The sequence below is a fragment of the Burkholderia sp. ABCPW 111 genome, from assembly GCF_000773065.1.
GTDB classification, from domain to species: Bacteria; Pseudomonadota; Gammaproteobacteria; order Burkholderiales; family Burkholderiaceae; genus Burkholderia; species Burkholderia savannae.
In genome coordinates this window covers 1-20,812 of the sequence record NZ_JPWT01000106.1, presented here as the reverse complement: position 1 = coordinate 20,812, position 20,812 = coordinate 1, and the positions used below count along the sequence as shown (strand labels likewise).

General features: G+C 67.6%; 18 protein-coding genes. 8 read left to right on the top strand and 10 right to left on the bottom strand.

Going from position 1 to position 20,812, the window contains the following annotated elements:
• Positions 1 to 231: 231 nt before the first annotated feature.
• On the bottom strand, positions 232 to 2,352 hold the full coding sequence (locus X946_RS24255; protein WP_038753108.1) for an acyltransferase family protein: 2,121 nt from the start codon (positions 2,350 to 2,352) through the stop codon (positions 232 to 234).
• Between the two features lie 268 nt (positions 2,353 to 2,620).
• Here X946_RS24255 and X946_RS24250 point away from each other — a divergent pair, with 268 nt between their 5' ends.
• On the top strand, positions 2,621 to 3,736 hold the full coding sequence (locus tag X946_RS24250) for a succinylglutamate desuccinylase/aspartoacylase family protein (protein ID WP_038753106.1): 1,116 nt from the start codon (positions 2,621 to 2,623) through the stop codon (positions 3,734 to 3,736).
• A 194-nt stretch (positions 3,737 to 3,930) separates the two neighbouring features.
• Here the strand turns inward: X946_RS24250 and X946_RS24245 are convergent, their stop codons facing one another.
• Positions 3,931 to 4,740 (bottom strand): MetQ/NlpA family ABC transporter substrate-binding protein, encoded by an 810-nt coding sequence (locus tag X946_RS24245; protein WP_038753092.1) that lies wholly within the window; start codon positions 4,738 to 4,740, stop codon positions 3,931 to 3,933.
• 303 nt (positions 4,741 to 5,043) lie between these two features.
• On the opposite strand from X946_RS24245, the gene X946_RS24240 reads away from it, so the two are divergent.
• From X946_RS24240 to aac(6'), 4 genes are all read left to right on the top strand, one after another.
• A complete protein-coding gene (locus X946_RS24240) occupies positions 5,044 to 6,192 on the top strand; it encodes a porin (protein ID WP_038753090.1) in 1,149 nt (382 codons plus the stop codon).
• 208 nt (positions 6,193 to 6,400) lie between these two features.
• The gene (locus tag X946_RS24235; protein ID WP_038753088.1) at positions 6,401 to 6,661 is read left to right on the top strand and encodes a DUF2866 domain-containing protein; all 261 of its coding nucleotides are present in this window, start codon (positions 6,401 to 6,403) and stop codon (positions 6,659 to 6,661) included.
• 409 nt (positions 6,662 to 7,070) lie between these two features.
• Positions 7,071 to 7,454 (top strand): DUF6232 family protein, encoded by a 384-nt coding sequence (locus X946_RS24230; protein WP_038753086.1) that lies wholly within the window; start codon positions 7,071 to 7,073, stop codon positions 7,452 to 7,454.
• A complete protein-coding gene (aac(6'), locus tag X946_RS24225; RefSeq protein ID WP_038753084.1) occupies positions 7,451 to 7,921 on the top strand; it encodes an aminoglycoside 6'-N-acetyltransferase in 471 nt (156 codons plus the stop codon). Before X946_RS24230 ends, aac(6') begins: the two co-directional genes overlap by 4 nt.
• Before the next feature lie 31 nt (positions 7,922 to 7,952).
• On the opposite strand, the gene dhaL is transcribed toward aac(6'), so the two are convergent.
• Genes dhaL through X946_RS24190 form a run of 7 tightly spaced genes read right to left on the bottom strand, consistent with a single transcriptional unit; the run spans position 7,953 to position 15,160 of the window.
• The gene (gene dhaL, locus X946_RS24220; protein ID WP_038753082.1) at positions 7,953 to 8,612 is read right to left on the bottom strand and encodes a dihydroxyacetone kinase subunit DhaL; all 660 of its coding nucleotides are present in this window, start codon (positions 8,610 to 8,612) and stop codon (positions 7,953 to 7,955) included.
• Positions 8,609 to 9,613: a dihydroxyacetone kinase subunit DhaK gene (locus X946_RS24215; RefSeq protein ID WP_038753081.1), complete on the bottom strand. Its 1,005-nt coding sequence runs from the start codon at positions 9,611 to 9,613 to the stop codon at positions 8,609 to 8,611. Before X946_RS24215 ends, dhaL begins: the two co-directional genes overlap by 4 nt.
• A 3-nt stretch (positions 9,614 to 9,616) precedes the next feature.
• Positions 9,617 to 10,753, bottom strand: a complete 1,137-nt coding sequence (locus tag X946_RS24210) for an MDR/zinc-dependent alcohol dehydrogenase-like family protein (RefSeq protein WP_038753079.1) — start codon at positions 10,751 to 10,753, stop codon at positions 9,617 to 9,619.
• 57 nt (positions 10,754 to 10,810) lie between these two features.
• Entirely contained in the window at positions 10,811 to 11,581 is a 771-nt protein-coding gene (locus X946_RS24205; RefSeq protein WP_038753077.1) for an SDR family oxidoreductase, read from the bottom strand.
• A gap of 11 nt (positions 11,582 to 11,592) precedes the next feature.
• Positions 11,593 to 12,621 (bottom strand): substrate-binding domain-containing protein, encoded by a 1,029-nt coding sequence (locus X946_RS24200; protein WP_038753075.1) that lies wholly within the window; start codon positions 12,619 to 12,621, stop codon positions 11,593 to 11,595.
• 35 nt (positions 12,622 to 12,656) lie between these two features.
• Positions 12,657 to 13,646 (bottom strand): ABC transporter permease, encoded by a 990-nt coding sequence (locus X946_RS24195; protein WP_038753073.1) that lies wholly within the window; start codon positions 13,644 to 13,646, stop codon positions 12,657 to 12,659.
• Entirely contained in the window at positions 13,643 to 15,160 is a 1,518-nt protein-coding gene (locus tag X946_RS24190; protein ID WP_052145163.1) for a sugar ABC transporter ATP-binding protein, read from the bottom strand. Before X946_RS24190 ends, X946_RS24195 begins: the two co-directional genes overlap by 4 nt.
• Positions 15,161 to 15,399: 239 nt before the next feature.
• Between X946_RS24190 and rpiB the strand changes: the two genes are divergently transcribed.
• The 3 genes from rpiB (at position 15,400) to X946_RS24175 (ending at position 19,381) form a co-directional block, all read left to right on the top strand.
• Positions 15,400 to 15,894, top strand: coding sequence for a ribose 5-phosphate isomerase B (gene rpiB / locus X946_RS24185; protein WP_038753069.1), 495 nt, complete (start codon positions 15,400 to 15,402; stop codon positions 15,892 to 15,894).
• A gap of 34 nt (positions 15,895 to 15,928) precedes the next feature.
• On the top strand, positions 15,929 to 16,891 hold the full coding sequence (locus X946_RS24180) for a sugar-binding transcriptional regulator (RefSeq protein ID WP_038753067.1): 963 nt from the start codon (positions 15,929 to 15,931) through the stop codon (positions 16,889 to 16,891).
• A gap of 381 nt (positions 16,892 to 17,272) precedes the next feature.
• A complete protein-coding gene (locus X946_RS24175; protein WP_235364058.1) occupies positions 17,273 to 19,381 on the top strand; it encodes a S46 family peptidase in 2,109 nt (702 codons plus the stop codon).
• A gap of 66 nt (positions 19,382 to 19,447) precedes the next feature.
• Here the strand turns inward: X946_RS24175 and X946_RS24170 are convergent, their stop codons facing one another.
• Positions 19,448 to 20,647 carry a porin gene (locus X946_RS24170; protein ID WP_038753065.1) on the bottom strand — a complete coding sequence of 400 codons (1,200 nt, stop codon included), beginning with the start codon at positions 20,645 to 20,647 and terminating at the stop codon, positions 19,448 to 19,450.
• Between the last annotated feature and the right edge of the window lie 165 nt (positions 20,648 to 20,812).

The window sequence follows — 20,812 nt, the reverse complement described above, 5'->3', positions numbered from 1 at the left end:
GAAGCGGCCGCCGACAGCTTGCCTTTCGCCTGCCGGCTTCTTGTCTGCCGGCTTTTTGTCTGCGCGATTTTTGTCCGCCCGTTTTTCATCCACCTGCCGCGCCGGCTCGTCGCGAGTCTCGTCACGTCGCGCTATCGAGACGGCCCATCGCGGCGCGCCTTCCCTTCATCGACCGTCGGCGCTCGCGATCGCCTCGCGCCTCGATCCGATCGGCACGGCGCAAGCAACTCGCTACGCAGCGCCCATCATCTGACGCATGAACGCCTCGAAACCCGGAAGCACGCGCGAATTTCCATAGCCGCTGATGTGGTCGCCGTCGAAGAACAACGGCCGCCCGCCGTCGTACGCCGAGCACGTCTTCTCCCCGCACAGGAGCGGCAGCGGGTCCCACGTGCGGACGTCCGGCACCCGGGCGGCGATCCGCGCGTACGATTCCAGCACGGGCGCCCTCAGTTCGTCGATCTCGCCACGGCCGACGAGCGGGCCGTGCGCGCAGATCGCGTTGCGTCGATTGAACCAGTCCGAGCAGCGGTACGGAACCATCCGGAAAACCGGCGGCGGCGCTTCGAGCACGATCCGCGCGCCGCGTCGCTCGATGTCCCGCAATACCGGGATGGCGGCCGCAACGGCCCGATCGCGCTGCTCGGCCGCATCGCCGCCGAACATCAGGCGGCGCGCGGCTTCGTCGCCGACGAACGCCCACTGCGTGGTCAGCCGCGGCAGGCGAAGCGACGGAAGAAACACGACGTCTCCGGGCTCGAGCTTCGACAGCATGTCCAGCCGCGCCGCGTCGCCGTACCGGCGGCATCCGGGATCGCCGCGCTCGCGCCACGGCTGCAGGCTGACGAACGGACATCCCGCGTTGTTGTACGAATAGACGGCGATGCCCGTACGCACGACGAACTGCTTGAACATGCCCGCATACGCCATCGCGTGCGAATCGCCGATCACGAACACGCGATGCCGGCTTGCCGGCCGCAGGTCGCAGTGCTTGCGCGAATAGATCCAAAGCTTGCCGCCGTCGACGTCGGCGCTGTCGACATCCGCGACGCAACCCGGATACGCGGCGTTCGTGTCGGCGCCGTACGGATACCAGTCGAGCCGATTTCGCGCGACGGTGCTGAGCGATAGCTGCGGCTGCGCGGCGGCCAGCATCGACGAGAATGCCGCGCCCGCCGCCATCGCGCCCGCCGCGCACGCGAGCACGACGAAGCGCGGCGCCCGCCGCGCGGATGCTCCGCGCCGAAACGGCGTCTCGACGAAGCGATACGACGCGGCCGACAGCGCGAACGCGAGCACCAGCGCGCACGCGCGGCTGCCCGCCGAATCGAGCCCGACCGTCCAGCGAAGCACGACGAAGATCGGCCAGTGCCACAAGTAAAGCGAATAGGAAATCCTGCCGACGAAGCGCAGCGCCCGGTTCTCGAGCGCCGTGGAGATCGGTCCCGCATGCCCGCGCCCGTGCAGCAAGCCGAGCAGCCCCAGCGTGCCGGCGACGGGAACGATCGCGCCGGGAAACGGATAGAGCGCCGGCCTCGACACGACGAATCCGGCCAGCACCGCGGCCGCCGACGCCCACGCGCCCGCCCGGATCGCGGGCGTCGCCGGCAATCGCGCCGGCTTGCCCGACGCGAATCCGAAGCACGCCATGCACTGATGAAGCAGGACGCCCGCGGCAAGTTCCCAGAAGCGCCCGAAGATGAAATAGAACGCCTGCGCGTGCCGCGCGGGGCCCGTCCAGAGCGCCCACGCGAGCGACGCGCCGAGCCCGGCCGCGAACAGCGCGGTCGACACGTATCGGCGGTCCCTGCCCGCGATCCACGGCCAGAACAGCAACGGGAAAATCGCATAGAACTGCTCCTCGACGCCGAGCGACCAGGTATGCGTATACGGGTTGAATTCCGCCTTCGGCGAAAAATAATCGCCGCCCGTCGCGCCGAGGATCACGTTGCTCGAGCCGAAGAATGCGAGCAGCGCGGTTTTCTGGTTTCTGTCGCTCAGATAGGAAGCCGGGATGAAGAGCGCCGCGAGCAGGCCGGTCGCGAGCAAGACCACGAAGAGCGCCGGCAGAATTCGCCGGATGCGCCGGGCGTAAAAAAACAAAAGAAATTGCCCGAACGACATCGGCCCCCGATTCGCGACCGACGCGCTCACGACGAAGCCGGAAATCACGAAAAAGATATCGACGCCGGAAAAGCCGCCCGGCAGCCAGCGCGCGTCCAGGTGGTACAGCACCACGGACAGCACCGCCCATGCGCGCAGGCCGTCGACGTACGGCAAGTAGGCGCTCGTCTCGCGCGCGCCCGGCAAGCCCGCCCGGCTGCCCGTCAACTGCAGTTCGCTCACTGTCATCGGATCGATCCCCGGCCGCGCCTTCGCCGCACGCGCGCTCACGCTAAAAAAAATCGACGCCCCGCACCCGCTGCGGCCAACAGTGTATCGATTAAAAAATCGCCATAATTTTGATCCGCCGAATGCGCGAATTTCGACGCAAGTCATTGATTGAACAGAAAAACCGTGCGCATACAGCACAGGTTTGGTGCATCCGCGACGATCCACGTACAATCATCGATTCACCGACATCGAACGACGCGCGGCGGCTGCGCCGCTCATTCCCATCATGCAAACGCAGACCCATCCGCTGATCTCGCCGGCCGTCGGCACGGCGCGCCACATCACGAGCTTCCATTACGGCCCGCGCAGCGGGAAGAAGGTGTACATCCAGGCGTCGCTGCACGCGGACGAGCTGCCCGGCATGCTCGTCGCGACGCTGCTGCGCCGCAAGCTCGCGGCGCTCGAAACGGCGGGCAAGCTGCGCGCCGAGATCGTCGTCGTGCCGGTCGCGAATCCGATCGGCCTCGCGCAGCACGTGTTCGGCGATCACCTCGGCCGCTTCGAGCTCGGCTCGATGCAGAACTTCAACCGCAATTTCCACGACCTCGCGGCGCTCGTGATCCCGCGCATCGAGGGCAGCCTCACGCACGACGCGGCCGCGAACCTCGCCGCCGTGCGCGGCGCGATGCGCGAGGCGCTCGACGAGCAGCAGCCGCGCACCGAGCTCGAATCGCAGCGGCTCGCGCTGCAGCGGCTGTCGCACGACGCCGACATCGTGCTCGACCTGCATTGCGACTGCGACGCGGTGATGCACATCTACACGAATCCGGACCTGTGGGAAGACGTCGAGCCGCTGTCGCGCTATCTGGGCGCGAAGGCGTCGCTGCTCGCGCTGAACTCGGTGGGCAATCCGTTCGACGAGATCCACAGCTTCTGCTGGTCGGAGCTGCGCCATCGCTTCGGCGAGCGTCATCCGATTCCAAACGGCACGATCTCGGTGACGGTCGAGCTGCGCAGCGAACGCGACGTGTCGTACGAGCTCGCCGAGCACGACGCGCAGGCGCTGATCGAATACCTGACGCTGCGCGGCGCGATCGACGGCGCGCCCGCGCCGCAGCCGCCGCTCGAATTCGCGGCGACGCCGCTCGCGGGCACCGATCCGCTCGTCGCGCCGATGTCGGGGGTGATCGTGTTCCGCACGCCGGTCGGCGTGTGGATCGAAGCGGGCCAGGAAGTGGCCGACATCGTCGATCCGCTGACCGACCGCGTCGTCACGCTCAAGAGCAGCGTGTCCGGCGTGCTGTACGCGCGGCAGATCGCGCGCTTCGCGACGGCCGGCATGGAGGTCGCGCGCATCGCCGGCGCGACGCCGATCCGCAGTGGATCACTGCTGTCGGCCTGAGCGCGCGAGCGGCGGCGGCGGCGGTGCATCGAACCGTCACGTGAAAAAAACTCGCCCGCGCAATGCGGGCGAGTTGCTTACCGGCTCTATTCGAATGGACGGGCGCGTCCCGCCCGAGCCTTTATGAGCACCGCTCGCTGCGATGCTTCCGGGCGCACGCTTCGCGCGCCGCCCGCCCCTGTCGGCCTCGTTCGTCAGAACGCCGGAATGATCGCACCGTTGAATTTCGTTTCGATGAATTTGCGCACGTCGTCCGATTCGTACGCGGCGACGAGCTTCTTCACCCAAGGCTTGTCCCTATCCTGCGCACGCACCGCGATCAGGTTCGCGTACGGGCCCTTCAGGTCCTCGATCGCGATCGCGTCCTTCACCGGCGACAGCCCCGCCTTCACCGCGTAGTCGGTGTTGATCGACGCCGCGTCGAGATCCGGCAGCGCGCGCGGCAGCTGCGCGGCGTCGAGCTCGACGAGCTTGATCTTCTTCGGATTCTCGGCGACGTCGAGCGGCGTCGCGTTCACGCCGTTCGCGCCGGCGCCCGGCTTCAGCTTGACGACCCCGTACTTCTGCAGCAGCAGAAGCGCGCGGTTGCCGTTCGACGGATCGTTCTGAATCCCGATTTTCGCGCCGACGGGCAGATCCTTCAGCGATTTGAGCTTCTTCGAATAGAAGCCCATCGGCGACGTGTACGTGAGCCCGACGCTCACGATCTTGTAGCCGCGCTGCTTGATCTGGCTGTCGAGGAACGGCTGGTGCTGGAAGCCGTTCGCGTCGAGATCCCCGGCGTCGAGCGCCGCGTTCGGCTGCACGTAATCGTTGAATTCGATCACCTTGATCGCAAGCCCGTCGCGCGCGGCGACCTTCGTCACCTCCGTCCAGATCTGCGCGTCCGGGCCGCTCATCGTGCCGATCTTCAGCGCCGGGCCGCCCGCGTGCGCGAGCGTTGCCGCGATTGCAAACGCCGCGCCGCCGGCCGCCCGGCGGAAGATCGAAACAAATCGTTGCATGGCTTGTCCTCGCATCCCGTCGTGTGGAAAGCGCGCATCGTCGCATGTGGCGTCGAAGGGACAAACCAAGCAATTTTCATACATATATTCCTGCGCCCGGTCAATCAACCGGCCAAATCGGTATAACGCGGCCGGCGCAAGTCGCCATCATCACGTGTGGCGTGGGCGCGACACACCGTGAACATGTCCGCAATTGTCATATTCATTAAGCGCCCCGTCGATACAGTGCGCTTCCGTTCCCCTTCCAAACGCCTTAAAGAGCGCAGCGGAACCGCAAACATTCTTACTGCTCGGAGATTTGCCTTGAACAAGAAACTGTTGACCACCGCTATCCTCGCCGCGACCGCGAGCGCGGCTCACGCACAAAGCAGCGTCACGCTGTACGGCCTCATCGACGCCGGCGTCAGCTATGTGAACCACAGCAAGAGCGCCAACGGCAGCAGCAAGCTCTTCAAGTACGACGACGGCATCGCCCAGGGCAGCCGTTGGGGCCTGCGCGGCGCAGAAGACCTCGGCGGCGGCCTGAAGGCGATCTTCGTGCTCGAAAACGGCTTCAACAGCGGCAACGGCACGATCGGCCAGGGCGGCGCGATCTTCGGCCGCCAGGCCTATGTCGGCCTGTCGCACAAGGACGCCGGCACGCTGACGTTCGGCCGTCAGTACTCGTTCTCGACCGACATCCTCGGCTCGAACTACTCGACGGGCGGCAACACGGTCGCGGGCAACTACGCGTACCACGTGAACGACATCGACCAGCTGACGTCGAGCCGCATCAACAACGCGGTGAAGTTCCAGAGCGCGAACTACTCGGGCTTCACGTTCGGCGCGTTGTACGGCTTCTCGAACTCGACGTCGTTCGCCGGCGCGCCGGCGACGACGAACGGCACGACGACGACGCCCGGCTCGTCGCGCGCGTACAGCTTCGGCCTGAACTACGCGAACGGCCCGATCGGCCTCGGCGCCGCGTACACCGACATCCGCTATCCGGGCCAATCGACGCCGGCGTTCACGACCAACATCGCGAACCTGACGATCAACAACGTCCGCGACCTGCGCAGCCTCGGCGTCGGCGGCCGCTACATCTGGGGCCCGGCAACCGTCTGGGCGCTGTGGACGAACACGCGCCTCGAGCCGGTCACGGGCGGCAGCACGACGTACAACGCATACGAAGCCGGCGGCAAGTATGCGTTCACGCCGGCGCTGTCGGCGGGCGTCGGCTACACGTACTCGCGCGTGTCGGGGGCGAACTCGGGCCACTGGAACCAGGTCAACGGCGCGCTCGACTACGCGCTCAGCAAGCGCACCGACGTCTACCTGCTCGCGGTCTATCAGCAGGCGTCGGGCAAGGGCCTGCAAGCGCAGATCGGCTCGAGCACGAGCTACTTCAACACGTCGGGCACCGGCTCGAAGAACCAGATCGCCGCGCGCGTCGGTATCCGCCACAAGTTCTGAGCATTCGCTCGACAACTCGCGGCACACTACGGCAAAAGCGCCCCGCCTCGTGCGGGGCGCTTTTTTTGCTGCTTTTAAGTTTCGTTTAATTCTGGGTTGAGAGGATGCTCACACCCCCCCTGTTGGCCGCCTGAGCATCGGCGGCATTTTTTTTACCCGGATTGCGGCGGCGTAGACCGTCCAACGCAAGACAGGATCGGAGGAAACGATGGTCGAAGATACCGTTTTCAGCGGCCTGCGCACGTTACTCACGCACGAACACGCGTTCCCCGTGCAAAGCTGCCGCGTGTCGGTTGCGATGCAGCGCCCGTGGGGGCGCCCGTATCGGCTCGTCGAATGGACGATGCATCTCGATGCGCCCGCGCGCCGCCAGGTCGTGCCGGCCGAGAGCACCGAGGCGGAGATCGCCGAGGCGGTCGCGTCGCACGTGCCCGGGCGTCTGTACGAAGGCGGCACCGCGCTCTACTGACAAGCGCCGCGGCTTCGTTCGCCGCTCGGCGCGACGAGGGCCTGCGCACACGTCGCGGCACGCCCCGGCCGCGCGCGCTTCGGCGCTCCCGCGCCAACGCGCGGCTTTCGCTCGCTGCCGGCGCGCTCGCCTCTCTCTTCCCTCGCTTTTCACGTTCCATCCCTTCTTTCGCCGCTTCGCCCGATGAGCCGGCGTGATCCGCCGCGCTCGCGAGCCGCTCCCCGTTCGTCGCATTCGCGAACCGCGCCGGCCAGGCCGCGTTCCCGCCGCCGTGGCCGGCAGTCCTTGCCGATTCGCCCGTTCGCCGCGCGCGACGCTCGTTCCCGATGTCGGCGTCGTGCGTCAGCGGGCCTCGTTCGCGCATCGGTCAAATCTGCTACGCTGCGCGTTTTCGATTGACACCCTTTTGATGGAAAACGCCTTCAACGAACACGGCGTCATGGTCACGCGCAACGGCCTGTCCGCCGCCGGGCAAATCTTTGCGCTGCGCGAGATTCGCGGCGTCGAGGTTCTCACCGTCAGGAAGAACAAGATCGTTCCGTACGCGATCTCGCTGATCGGCGTCGCCGCCGCCGTCGCGGGCGGCTCGCTCGGCTCGAGCGCGACGCTCGTCGCGGGCGTGATGCTCGTCGTCGTCGGCTATCTCGCGTGGACCACGCAGGACGTCACGCATCGGCTCATCGTCGACATGCCCGACGGCAAGCGCGAGGCGATCACGAGCGTCGACCGCGAATTCGTCGAGCGCGTCGCGCAAGCGGTGAACGCCGCACGCGCGGCGACTGAGGCAACTTGACGCACTCGCTTGCGCATTTCACGATTCGCGCCGCCGAGGCGTCCGACGACGACGCATGGCGTCGGCTTCGGCGCGCGCTGTGGCCGCATGCCGACGACGCCGCACACGCGCGCGACATCGCGCGACAACTCGGCGCGCCGGATCGACATGCCTGCTTCATCGCATCGGCGGCGGATGGCGCCGCGCTCGGCTTCGCCGAAGTCGCTGTTCGGCGCGACTACGTGAACGGCTGCGATACGTCGCCCGTGCTGTTTCTCGAAGGCATCTTCGTCGCTCCGGCCGCGCGCCGCCGCGGCGTCGCGCGCGCGCTGTGCTCGGCCGCCGCCGCGTGGGGCGAGGCGCGCGGCTGCACCGAATTCGCGTCGGACGCGCCGCTCGACAACGCCGCGTCGCACGCGCTGCATCGCGCGCTCGGCTTCGCCGAAACCGAGCGCGCGGTCTTCTTTCGCAAGGCGCTGCAACGCTGACGCGGCGCCTTATCCGGATAGTTCGGCCCGGTCAGTTCAGCCGCGCGCCGATCGAGCTCGCGATACTGCACAGAATCAGGCAGCACGACGCCGCCCCCGCATCGAGCGTGCCGACCGACCGCTCGCCGAGCCGCGCCGCCCGTCCGATCCTCGCCTGCAGCCAGCGCGTCGACTCCCTGCCGCGCTCCGCGGCCGCGCTCATCGCGGCGAGCGCGTGGCGAAAATCGTCGCCCGCGCGCAGCGCTTCGTGAAACGCGGCATCGGCCGGCGCGAGCGTGTCGATCAGCGTCTTGTCGCCGACCTTCGCGTCGCTGATGGCCTGCACGCCCGCCAACCCCGCCGACAGCGCTTCGCCGAACAGTGTCGCGTCGAGCGTGTCGCGCCCCTTCAGCACCACGGCGAAATCCATGAAGAAGCTGCCGTAAAGCGGGCCCATCGATCCGCCGATGCCGTCCAGGAGCGAGGTCGACAACATATCGAGCGCATCCGGCAGGCTCGTCGCGCCGCGCGCGTCGAGCCGCTCGCCGCATTGGCCGAAGCCCTTGCTCATGTTGATGCCGTGATCGCCGTCGCCGATCGCCGCGTCTATTTCGGATAACTGATCGCGATTGCGCCGGATCACGTCGACGAGCTCGCGCACGACGAAACCGGCGCCGGCGAGCGGCAGGCTCTGAAGGGTGGCGGCGTTCATGCGCGGCCTCCAACGGTGAGGCCGATGCTGCTGCACGGCGCGGCGAACAGTTGCTTCAGCTCGTCGTCGAGCCGGGTGATCGTCAGCGTGACGCCCATCATCTCGAGCGACGTGAACAGATTGCCGACGAGGCGAAAGCCGATCTTCAATCCGGCCGCCGCGAGCCGCTCCGCTACTTCGGCATACAGAATATATTGCTCCATCAGCGGCGTCGCGCCGAGTCCCGACACGAGCACGGCCACCTCCTCGCCGCGTTCGAGCGGAAAATCCGGCAGCACGATGTCGAACATCATCGCGGCCATGTCCTTCGCGCTCACCGTGCGCATCACGCGCACGCCGTGCTCGCCGTGGTGGCCGATGCCGACTTCCATCTCGCCGTCGGCGATGTGGAAATTCGCCTTGCCGTTCGCCGGAATCGTGCACGCGGACAGCCCGATGCCGACCGAGCGCGTGTTGTCGATCGCCTTGCGCGCGCTCGCGATCACCGCGTCGAGATCGCCGCCCGCCGCCGCGCGCGCGCCGCCCGCCTTCCACATCAGGATCTCGCCCGCGACGCCGCGACGCTTCGCGCGTTCGTCGCGCGGCGCCGACGCGACGTCGTCGTTCGCGACGACGGTCTTCACGTCGATGCCCTGCGCGGCCGCCATCTTGATCGCCATCTTCACGTTCATGTTGTCGCCCGCGTAATTGCCGTACAGGCATGCGACGCCCGCACCGCGATCGGCGCGCCGGAACGCGTCGAGAAAGCTCTTCGCGGTCGGCGACGAGAAGATCTCGCCGACCGCGACCGCGTCCACGAGCCCCGGCCCCGCGTAGCCGAGAAACGCCGGCTCGTGGCCCGAGCCGCCGCCCGTGACGACGCCGACCTTGCCCGCCGCCGGCCGTGCGACGCCGATCACGCGCGGATTGTCCGCATCGAGCGTGAGCTCCGGATGCGCGGCGGCGATCCCGCGCAGCATATCCTCGACGACGTAGTCGGGATGATTGATGACACGATTCATGCATTAACCTCGTGGGTCCAGGACGACCTTCAACGATTGCTCGCCGCGCTCCATCACCGCGAATGCGTCCGCGAAGCGCGACAGCGGGAACGTGTGCGTGACGATGCCGCGCACGTCGATCTTGCGCGAGCCGATGAACTCGATCGCGCGCGGGTACATGTACGGGCCGAGATGCGAGCCGAGCACGTCGAGCTCCTTGCGGTCGCCGATGATCGACCAGTCGACGGCCGCGTCGTCGTTGAACACGCTGAACTCGACGAAGCGGCCGAGCTTGCGCAGCATCGCGAGGCCCTGACCGACCGCGCGATGGTGGCCCGTCGCCTCGATGTAGATGTCGCAGCCGTAGCCGCCCGTGATCGACCGGATCTTCTCGATCACGTTCTCCTCGCCCGGATTCCACACTTCGTCCGCGCCCATTCCGAGCGCGAGCGCCGCGCGCTCGGGCTTCATGTCGAGCACGATCAGCTTCTTCGGATGGCGCAGCCGCACCGCGCCGATGATGCCGAGCCCGAGCGTGCCCGCCCCCGCCACGACGACCACGTCGTCGAAGCCGACGTTCGCGCGATCGGCCGCATGAAGCGAGCACGACAGCGGCTCGATCAGGATCGCCTCGTCGACCGGAATCGAATCGGGCACCTGGTGGACGATCGCCTCCTTCGTGAAGATCATGTACTCGGCCATCGCGCCGTGCACGTTGTTCTGGAATCCGTACAGATCGTGCTTCTGGCACATCCAGTACTGGCCGTGCCCGCAGAAGCGGCACCCCCAGCACGGCACGATCTGCTCGGAGATCACGCGATCGCCGATCTTCACGCCGCGCCGCTCGGCGAGCGGCCCGAGCGCGACGACGCGGCACACGAACTCGTGGCCCGGAATCATCGGCGGCTTCACGTAGCGCGGCTGCACCGCGTCGCCCCAGAACGACGGCGCGCCGCGGAACGTCTTGATGTCGCCCATGCAGATGCCCACGCGCTCCACTTCGGTCAGAATCTCGTCGGGCCCCGGCTTCGGCACGGGCACCTGCTCGAGGCGGTAATCCTGCGGGCCGTGACAGACCACGGCGCGCATCGTGGCGGGCAGCGCGCCCGCGTCGCTGCGCTCGGCCGCGCGTTGCGGCGGCGCTTCGGCTATCGACGACATGCAACGTCTCCTATGTTTTCGTCGGTCGGTTGTTCAGACGGCGGCTCGGCCGCCGCTTCAACGCGCGGTATAGCCGCCGTCGATCACGACGTTCTCGCCCGTCATCATCGCGGCCGCGTCGCTCAGCAGATAAAGCACCAGCGCGGCGATCTCGTCCGGCTGCGCGAAGCGACCGGCCGGAATCTCGCGCTTCGCGCGCTCGCCGGCTTCGCCCGCCCACGCCTGCTTGCCGAGCTCGGTTTCGACGATCGTCGGCGACACCGCGTTCACGGTGATCCCGTGCGGCGCCCATTCGAGCGCGAGCACCTTCGTCATCCCGACGATCGCGGCCTTGCTCGCGCAATACGCGGCGTGCCTGTCGAGCCCGACCACGCTCGCCTGCGACGCGAGATTGACGATCCGCCCCCCGCGCCCGCCCGCGATCATCTGCCGCGCAACCGCCTGCGCGACGAAGAACGACGCCTTCACGTTGATCGCCATCGTCGCGTCCCACGCGGCCTCGCCGACGTCGAGCGCCTTGTCCAGCAGCGCGACGCCCGCGCTGTTGACGAGCAGATCGACGCCGCCGAAGCGCGACGCGACGAGCTCGACGGCAGCCTGCGCGGCCGAGCAGTCGCGCAGGTCGAGCGACATCCCGCTATGGCGCGCGGCGCCGCCTTCGAGCATCGCGGCGATCCGCATCGTTTCGGGATGCCGATCGACGAGCGCGACGCTCGCGCCGCGCTGTGCGAGCAGTTTCGCGCACGCGTGCCCGATGCCCGCCGCGCCGCCCGTCACGAGCGCGACGCGGCCCGTCAGATCGAACGCCCTGTCCCAGAGATTCGTCATGGCCGCCTCGCTCAACCGCCCGTGACCTGCTTGTACAGCTGATCGGCGTTCGCCGGCGTGACGGGCACCCACGGCAGGATGTAGCGCTTCGCGGTGCCGCCGTCCCACTTCAGATCCTTCGCGTAGCGCTGCCAGATCACCGACTGCGGCTTGTAGCTCGCGCCGACTAACTGCCGCAGCACGAGATCGAGCGCGCCTTGCGACTGCGCCTGCGCATCCTGCAGGAACGTCGTGATCTCGCCGCGCTTGGCCGCCTGGATCGCGTCGGGCATGCCGTCGATCGACGTGATCGGGATGTCCTTCGGCGTGAGCCCGCGATTCTTGACCGCCTGCAGCGCGCCGAGCGCCATGTCGTCGTTCTGCGCGATCACGCCGTTGATCTGCTTCGGATGCGCGTTGAGCCAGTCTTCCATCAGGTTCATCGCTTCCGCGCGCGACCAGTTCGCGGTCTTCTTCTCGATCACCTTGATGCCCGGATACTTCGCGAGCACTTCCATCTCGCCCTTCTCGCGATCGATCTGCGCGGACTGGCCGATCGGCCCCTGGATGATCACGACGTTGCCCTTGCCGCCGATCTGCCTGGCGAGCGCTTCGGCCTGCAGGCGGCCGCCCTCGACGTCGTCGTTACCGATGTACGGCACCTTCGGCGTCGCGAGCATCGTGTTCGACGCGATGAGCGGCGTGTCCGACGCGGCCGCACGCGTGGCCACGCCGATGCCCGCCTTCGTGTCGATCGGCACGAACAGAATGCCGCTGTACTGCTGCGTGAGCATCGTCTCGATCTGGTTGTTCTGCGTGAGCGCGTCGTAGTTGCCGTCGAACACCGTGAGCTGCACCGCGCCGCTCTTCACGGCCGGATGCGCCTTGATCTCACGCACCCAGTTCTGCATGAACTGGCCTTTCATCCCGTAGACCGCCGCGCCGACGCGATACGGTCCGCTCGCCGCGTGCGCCGCGCCCGGCGCCGCCGTGATCGCGAGCGTCGCGCCGAGCGCCGCGGCGGCCGCGAAGCGGCCGAACCAGGTCTTTCGTGTTTGCATTGTCGTCTCCTCCGTCCGGATGGGAATGCGCTGCGTCAGCGCTGCTGTTTGCGGGCCACGTCGATGAGCACGGCCAGCACGATGATGAGCCCCTTGGCGATCTGCTGGTAATACGACGACACGCCGAGCAGATTCAGTCCGTTGTTGATCACGCCGATCAGCAGCGCGCCGAACAGCGTGCCGACGACGCCGCCCTGTCCGCCCGACAGGCTCGTGCCGCCGATCACGACGGCCGCGATCGCATCGAGCTCGTACGACACGCCCGCCTGCGGCAGCGCGGACGTCGTGCGCGCGGCGAGAATCATCCCGGCGAGGCCCGCGAGCGCGCCCGACACGACGTACACCGAGAACACGACCTTGCGCACGCCGATGCCGGACGTGCGCGCGCTCTTCTCGTTGCCGCCGACCGCATACAGATAGCGGCCGTACGTCGTGTAGCGCAGCACCCACCAGCACGCGAGCGCGACCGCCGCGAAGATCAGCACCGGCATCCCGAGCGGGCCGAGCTTGCCGACGCCGAGCGACAGATAATCGTCGGGCAGGTTCGCGACCGGGCTGCCGTCGTTGACGATGTAAGTGACGCCGCGCGCGATGCTCAGCATCCCGAGCGTCGCGACGAACGGCGGCACGTTAAAGCGCGCGATCGTCACGCCGTTGATCGCGCCGAGCGCCGCGCCGCACGCGACGCCAGCTGCGAGCGACGCCGCGAGCCCGTGCCCCGCCGCGCCGGCGAGGCCGCTCACGATGCCGGCGAGCGCGAGCACCGAGCCGACCGACAGGTCGATGCCCTTGGTTAGGATCACGTATGTCATGCCGATCGCGAGAATCCCGTTGATCGACGTCTGCCGCAGGATGTCGCTCCAGTTGCGCCACGTGAGGAAGTACGGGCTCGCGAATGCGAGCACGACGCACAGCGCGACGAAGATGATCGGGATGCCGAAGCGGCTTGCGAGCTCGGCGACATTCACGCGCTTCGGCGCCGCATCGAGACGGGACAGGGTCTGGGTATTCATGGTCTTGTTCATGAAGCGAGATGGAGCAGGGATTCCTGAGTGGCGCCGTCGCCCGGACAGATCGCCGCGACGCGGCCGCCCTTGAACACCGCGATGCGATCGCTCAGATACAGCAGCTCGGGCGCCTCCGACGACACGACGATCACCGCGCCGCCGTCGCGCGCGAACGCATCGAGCAGCCGGTAGATTTCCTGTTTCGCGCCTTCGTCGATGCCGCGCGTCGGCTCGTCGCAAAGCAGCAGCACGGGCTCGGTCGACAGGCATTTCGCGAGCACGACCTTCTGCTGGTTGCCGCCGCTCATCGCCGACACGGGCATGCGCAGCGACGCGGCCTTGATCCGCAGCCGCTCGACCATCGATTGCGCGAGGCGGCGCACGCGCGAACGCCGGATCACGCCGCCGCGCGACAGGCGCCGGTACGCGGCCATCGCGATGTTCTCCTGCACGCTGCCCGTCAGCACGAGGCCCGAATCCTTGCGGTCCTCGGTGACGAGCGCGATGCCCGCGCGAATCGCCCGCGCGGGATCGCCCTGCGGCAGCGGCGCGCCGCCGAGCGTCGCGGCGCCGGCGTCGGGCCGCGTCAAGCCATACACGCAGTTGAGGAATTCGCTGCGGCCCGAGCCCATCAGCCCGTAGATGCCGAGGATCTCGCCGCGCCGCACGTCGAGGCTCACGTCTTCGAATTCGTCCGCGCGCGCGAGGCCCGTGACCCGCAGGCAAGGCTCGCCGTGCGCGGGCCGGCGCGCCTTGTCGACAGCGGACATTTCGCGGCCGACGATCGCGCGCACGAGATGCGCGCGATCGATGTCGGCCATCCTGCCGCTCTCGACATACGCGCCGTCGCGAAACACCGTGTAGTCGTCGGCGATATCGAACAGCTCGCTCAGCCGATGCGACACGTAGATGATCCCGGTGCCGTGCGCGGTGACGTTGCGGATCGCGGCGAACAGCGTCTCGGTTTCGCGCTCGCCGATCGCCGACGTCGGCTCGTCCATGATCATCACCTGGCAGTCGTGGCTGAACGCCTTCGCGATCTCGACGAGTTGCGTCTGCGCGAGGCTCAGCCGATGCATCGGCGCGCCCGCGTCGATCGTGAAGCCGAGGCGGTCGAGCAGCGCCTGCGCGCGGCGCGTCAGCGCATGGAAGTCGACGATGACGCGCGCGCGGGTCGGCTCGCGGCCGAGGTACAGGTTCTCGGCCACCGTCATCCCCGGCACGGGCGACAACTCCTGCGTGATGATCGCCATGCGGTTCGCGAGCGCCTCGGCGGGCGACGCGAAATCGACGTCGCGGCCGTTCAGCCGGATCGTGCCCTCGTCGCGGCGCAGAAGCCCCATCAGGATGTTCAGGAACGTGGATTTGCCGGTGCCGTTGCCGCCGCACAGCGCGTGCACGCGCCCGGCCATGAGGCTCAATCGCCCGTCGCGCAATGCGCTCACGCCGTTGAACCGCTTCGCTACCTGACTTGCTTCGAGCAGAACAGGAGTCACTGTCGTATCCCGGATGGTGACTGAACTTTTGTTCATTCACGATGATTTGATACAGCGTGACGGCATGGTAATCATCGGTTTTTTGGTGTGTCAATTACTGGTAAACGCTAGCCACCACCGCCAAAATACCCATACTCTGTTGATTTTCATGGAAATATTCAATGCGATGCGATCAGTGAGCAAAATTTCATCCTTTGCCAAATGTTCAGACAGACCTTTATAATTGCTCAACCCTGCGCATTTGCGCACTCCACTCTGCCCTCCGGAGGTCCACCATGAAAGTGGCGATCGGCTGCGACGAAGCGGCCTACGCGCTCAAGGAGTCGATCAAGCGGCACCTGCGCGCGGCGCATCCCGAAGTCGAGCTGGCCGACTTCGGCACGCACAGCGCGGACGAGGCGGTGCTGTATCCCGACATCGCGATCGAAGTCGCGCAGCGGGTCGCGGCGGGCGAGTTCCCGCGCGCGATCCTGCTGTGCGGCACGGGCATCGGCGTCGCGATCTCCGCGAACAAGGTGCCGGGCATCCGCGCCGCGCAGTGTCACGACACCTATTCGGCCGAGCGCGCGCGGCGCAGCAACGATGCGCAGATCATCACGATGGGCGCGCGCGTGATCGGCACCGAGCTCGCGAACAGCATCGTCGACGCGTGGCTCAAGGCAGAATTCGACGGCGGCCGCTCGCAGCCGAAGGTGCAGCGGATCGCCGACTACGAACGCCGGACCGGCCTCACCCAGGCCGGCCCGAACGACGCGCACTGCGGTTCATGACGCCGCGCCGCGCGCCGCCCCACTCGACAACGACATGACGAACGAAGAACTCACGCAACTCGCGAAGTGCTATTACGTCGACGGGTTGACCCAGGAAGAACTCGCGCAGAAGTTCGCGATCTCGCGCCCGAAGGTGGGCCGGCTGCTCAAGCGCGCGATCGAAGAGGGCATCGTCGAGATCCGCGTGCGCCATCATCCGCGCGCCGTGCAGGAGCTCGAGCAGGAACTCGTCGCGCGCTTCGGCATCCAGCGCGCGATCATCTCGGTCGACCACAAGGATCAGGACAGCCAGCGCGAGCTGCTCGCGGGCCTCGTCGCGAGCTATCTCGACCGCGTGCTCGCCGACGGCGCGATCGTCGCCGTCGGCATGGGCCGCAACGTGAGCGCGGTGTCGCGCCACGCGGTGTCGACGACGCAGCGCAACTGCTCGTTCGTGTCCGCGATCGGCGGCTCGTATCGCGGCGGCGAGACGATGAACGCCGATCACATCTGTCGCCGCCTCGCCGCGCGCTTCGGCGGCGAGAGCGAGACGCTGTACGCGCCCGCGCTCGTCAACGATGCGCGACTCTTCTCCGCGCTGCTCGAGAACGACGTCGTGCGCCAGTCGCTCGACAAGGCGCGCCGCGCGTCGATCGCGCTCGTCGGGATCGGCGACATCCTCGAGGACAGCAACATGGTCCGCATGGGCTGGTTCACGCCCGAGGAGATGGCGGAGGCGAAGCGCGCGGGCGCGGTCGGCGACATCATGGGCTACGACTTCATCGACATCCACGGCCGCCCGGCGACGACGATGCTGCGCGGCCGCGTGATCGGCCTCACGCTCGAAGACCTGAAGCGGATTCCGAACGTGATCGCAACGGCGAGCGAGCCGACGAAGGCGACGGGCATCCTCGGCGCGCTGCGCTCCGGCGTGATCAACACGCTCGCGACCACGCAGTCGATCGCGCAAACGGTGCTGAGCCTCGCGCAGGCGACCGAGACGGCCGCAGCGGAATAGAGGCGCTTCGCACGGCGGCGGCGAGCCGCTCTCGGCGGCCGCTTCTCGCGCGCCCGAACGCGGGCCGCGCCGCCGCATCGGCGCATCGGCGCATCGCTCGATCGACGAGCGAGAATTGAAAATGCGCGCACAGCCGCTACACTGTCGCGCGGCGAAGCCCCGCGCGCTGCACCCAGCTTTCGCTTCGTCAGCTTGAGCCGCCGCGGCCTACCCGGCCGCACGGCACCGCCCGCCCGCGCGCCGATCCGCGCGCAGGCGCCCGCGTGCGAAGAACCATCCGAGGAACACATGCGATCACCCGCGTCACCCGCACCGTCAGTCGCCCGCTCCCTGCTTCTCGCCTGTGCGCTCGCCGCGAGCGCCGCCCAAGCCGACGAAGGCATGTGGCAACCGCCCCAGCTTCCCGGCCTCGCCGATACGCTCGAACAGCGCGGCCTCGCGCTCGACCCGCACACGCTCTCGACGCTGACCGCGTGGCCGATGGACGCCGTCGTCAGCCTCGGCTTCTGCACCGCGTCGTTCGTGTCGCCCGACGGGCTGATCGTCACGAACCACCACTGCGGCTACGGCGCGCTGCAATACAACTCGACGCCGCAGAATAACCTGATCGAAAACGGCTTTCTCGCGCGGCAACGCGGCAACGAGCTGCCCGCCGACCCGACTCAGCGCGTGTACGTCACCGAGCGGATCAGCGACGTCACCGGCAAGATCGAAGCCGCGCTCACGCCTGGCATGGCGGGTTACGCGCGCTACGTCGCGATCGACGCCGCGAGGAAGCGTCTCGTTCGGGACTGCGAACAGCCCGGCTACCGCTGCGACGTCTACACGTTCAGCGGCGGCTACAGCTACCAGTTGATCCGGCAGCGCGAACTGCGCGACGTGCGGCTCGTCTACGCGCCGCCATTGTCGATCGGCAAGTTCGGCGGCGACGTCGACAACTGGACGTGGCCGCGCCACACGGGCGACTTCACCTTCCTGCGCGCGTACGTCGCGAAGGACGGCAGCGCCGCGCCGTATTCGAAGGACAACGTACCGTATCGCCCCGCGCATTGGCTGACGGTCAATCCGGGCGGCGTGAACGCGGGCGATTTCGTGATGGTGGCGGGCTACCCTGGGCGCACCGAGCGCTACCGGCTCGCCGACGAGTTGCAGAACGCGATCGACTGGCGCTATCCGACCGAAATCGGGATGGCGAAGGATAACCTCGCGATCATCGACGCGGCGAACAAGAAGAATCCGGCGGTCGGCGTGCTCTACGCGAACCGCGTCGCCGGGCTCAACAACAGGATGAAGAATTTCGAAGGCAACCTCGACGGGCTCGCGCACAGTTCCGCGCTCGCGGACAAGCGCGCCGACGAGGCCGCGCTCGATCGCTGGCTCGCCGCCCGGCCCGAAAGCGGCAAGCTCGACGGCGCGGGCCTGAAGGCCGATTTCGCTGCGCTCCGGCAGCTCGTCGCGCGGCGCAACGCGCTGCGCGAGCGCGATTTCGTCAGCGAGCTGCTGTCGAACGTCGGGTTGTATCAGGCGTCCTACAAGATCGTCCGGCTCGCCGACGAAAAGCAGAAAGCCGACGACATCGAGCGCGAGACCGGCTATCAGAAGCGCGACGAGATCCGCATCGCGGGCGAGGCGCAGCGGCTCGAACGCACGATGAATCCGGCCGTCGACCAGCAGATGCTCGTCTATGCGCTCGAGCGCCACGTGAAGCTGCCGGCCGGCCAGCGGTTCGCCGCGCTCGATCGCTGGCTCGCCGGCGCGTCGGACGATGCGTCGATCGCGAGCAAGGTCGCCGATCTCTATCGCGGCTCGAAGCTCGCCGATACCGCGACGCGAATGCGCTGGCTCGACGCGACGCCCGCGCAGATCGCCGCGAGCGACGACGGCTGGCTCGTGCTGATGCGCGCGCTGATGCCGGACCTGCTCGCGTACGAGCGCGAGCAGAAGGCGATCGCCGCCGACGATTCGCGGCTGCGGGCGCGCTACATGACCGCGCTGATCGCGTTCGAGCAATCGCGCGGCCGCCCCGTCTATCACGACGCGAACAGCTCACTGCGCGTGACGTTCGGCACGGTTCAGGGATATGCGCCGCGCGACGCGGTTCGCTATGCGCCGTTCACGACCGTCGACGGCATCGCACAAAAGCAGACGGGCGTCGAGCCGTTCAATGCGAGCGCCGAGCAGCTGGATGCGATTCGCAAGCGCGCGTTCGACGGCTTCGCGTCGCCGGCGCTCGGCACGCTGCCCGTCAACTTTCTCGCGAATCTCGACATCACGGGCGGCAACTCCGGCTCGCCGACGCTCGACAAGAACGGCCGGCTCGTCGGCCTCGCGTTCGACGGCACGTGGGAAGGCGTGAGCTCCGGCTGGCGCTACATGCCGGACATGGATCGATCGATCCACGTCGACGTTCGCTACATGCTGTGGGTGATGCATCATCTCGATCACGCGGACAATCTGCTGAGCGAGATGCGGGTGAGCGTGCCGCGCTGATCGCGGCACGAGCGCGCAGCGCCGGCGGCCCGTGCGAGGCGGCCGGCGCTGCGCACGCAGCGCGCGTCAGAACGTGTGGCGCACGCCGACGCGCACGAGCGTCTGCGTATCGCCCGCCGACGAGATGCCGTTGCCGACGTCGCCGACCGACGCCGTCGCAGCGACGACGTTGCCGTACGGATCGAGCGTCTTGCCGCTCGCCTTCTGATAGCCGACGAGGCCGTACAGCGCGGTGCGCTTCGACAGGTAGTAGTACGACGCGAAGTTCAGCTGATGGTATTTCGGTGCGGGCTGGCCGTCGATCGAGCTGCCGCGCGTGAAATCGTAGCCCGCCGCGACGCGCAGCGCCGGCGTCGCCTGCCACGACACGGTGCCGCCGATCGAGTTGTATGTCGCCGCGCCGTTGAACGTCGAGAACGAGCCGGACTTGTACCGCGTGTTGCTGTACGACAGGCCGAGCGTCACCGCGCCGATCTGATAGGTGCTCGCCGCGGCGACGATCTGCATGCTCTTCGCCGACGCGAAGCCTTCGTTGATCGATGAAGCGAACGTGCCGTCGTACGAGCCCGTCCATGCGCCGCCGTTCGCACCGTACGCGTTCGTCGCGTACAGGTACGCGGCGCCGATCGAGAACGGCCCGTTCACGTACTGGCCGCCGACGCTCCACGTGTTCTGGTTCTTCACGCTGCCCGCCTGATTGCCGAAACCGTACAACGCGCCCAGCGTGAAGCCGCCGAACTTCGGGCTCACGTACTTGATCGAGTTGTTCTCGCGCGACTGGTTGTCGATGTTGTCGAGATCGCCCGGATGCGCGCCCATGCCGGTCAGGAACGTGCCCGCGCTGATCGTGCCGACGAAGTCGACGATCGGATCGTACTGGCGGCCCATCGTCAGCGTGCCGTAGCGTTCGCTCGACAGCCCCATCCACGCCTGTCGGCCGAACATCCGTGCGCCCTGCCCCGCCTGGCCCGTGCCGATGTTGAAGCCGTTCTCGAGCTGGAACACCGCGGCGAGGCCGCCGCCCAGATCTTCCTTGCCCTTCAGCCCCCAGCGGCTGCCCGACCAGGTGCCGCTCGCGAAGCTGTAGCTCGACGCGTTCCGATAGCTGACTGGCGAGCCGAGCGCGCCCTTGCTCTGCGCGACGCGCTGATCGCTCGCATAGCCGAGCCCCGCGTCGACGATCCCGTAGAGCGTCACCGTGCCCTGCGCATGCGCGCCCGCGCACACGCTCCCCGTCACCAACAATGCTGCTGCCGCCTTTTTCATGAATAGGATTCCTGCCAAATAGGATCAAAACGAATGAAGCGCCTTCCTCTGCCAACCTCGACGCGGCTAGGGCCTGTTCCCGCTAATAACGGGCTTGCGCTGGCCGCCAGAAGGGCCGAGCGCAAGGATTGCGACGAAGCGAATACTCGACGTATTCGCGAGGAG

Coding starts and splice junctions, on each gene's coding strand:
- X946_RS24215 (WP_038753081.1), bottom strand. CDS start 9,613: ATGAATCGTGTCATCAATCATCCCGACTACGTCGTCGAGGATATGCTG.
- X946_RS24230 (WP_038753086.1), top strand. CDS start 7,071: ATGGAAAACGCCTTCAACGAACACGGCGTCATGGTCACGCGCAACGGC.
- X946_RS24210 (WP_038753079.1), bottom strand. CDS start 10,753: ATGTCGTCGATAGCCGAAGCGCCGCCGCAACGCGCGGCCGAGCGCAGC.
- X946_RS24200 (WP_038753075.1), bottom strand. CDS start 12,621: ATGCAAACACGAAAGACCTGGTTCGGCCGCTTCGCGGCCGCCGCGGCG.
- X946_RS24180 (WP_038753067.1), top strand. CDS start 15,929: ATGACGAACGAAGAACTCACGCAACTCGCGAAGTGCTATTACGTCGAC.
- X946_RS24175 (WP_235364058.1), top strand. CDS start 17,273: ATGTGGCAACCGCCCCAGCTTCCCGGCCTCGCCGATACGCTCGAACAG.
- X946_RS24250 (WP_038753106.1), top strand. CDS start 2,621: ATGCAAACGCAGACCCATCCGCTGATCTCGCCGGCCGTCGGCACGGCG.
- X946_RS24235 (WP_038753088.1), top strand. CDS start 6,401: ATGGTCGAAGATACCGTTTTCAGCGGCCTGCGCACGTTACTCACGCAC.
- dhaL (WP_038753082.1), bottom strand. CDS start 8,612: ATGAACGCCGCCACCCTTCAGAGCCTGCCGCTCGCCGGCGCCGGTTTC.
- X946_RS24190 (WP_052145163.1), bottom strand. CDS start 15,160: ATGAACAAAAGTTCAGTCACCATCCGGGATACGACAGTGACTCCTGTT.
- X946_RS24205 (WP_038753077.1), bottom strand. CDS start 11,581: ATGACGAATCTCTGGGACAGGGCGTTCGATCTGACGGGCCGCGTCGCG.
- X946_RS24170 (WP_038753065.1), bottom strand. CDS start 20,647: ATGAAAAAGGCGGCAGCAGCATTGTTGGTGACGGGGAGCGTGTGCGCG.
- X946_RS24245 (WP_038753092.1), bottom strand. CDS start 4,740: ATGCAACGATTTGTTTCGATCTTCCGCCGGGCGGCCGGCGGCGCGGCG.
- rpiB (WP_038753069.1), top strand. CDS start 15,400: ATGAAAGTGGCGATCGGCTGCGACGAAGCGGCCTACGCGCTCAAGGAG.
- X946_RS24255 (WP_038753108.1), bottom strand. CDS start 2,352: ATGACAGTGAGCGAACTGCAGTTGACGGGCAGCCGGGCGGGCTTGCCG.
- X946_RS24195 (WP_038753073.1), bottom strand. CDS start 13,646: ATGAACAAGACCATGAATACCCAGACCCTGTCCCGTCTCGATGCGGCG.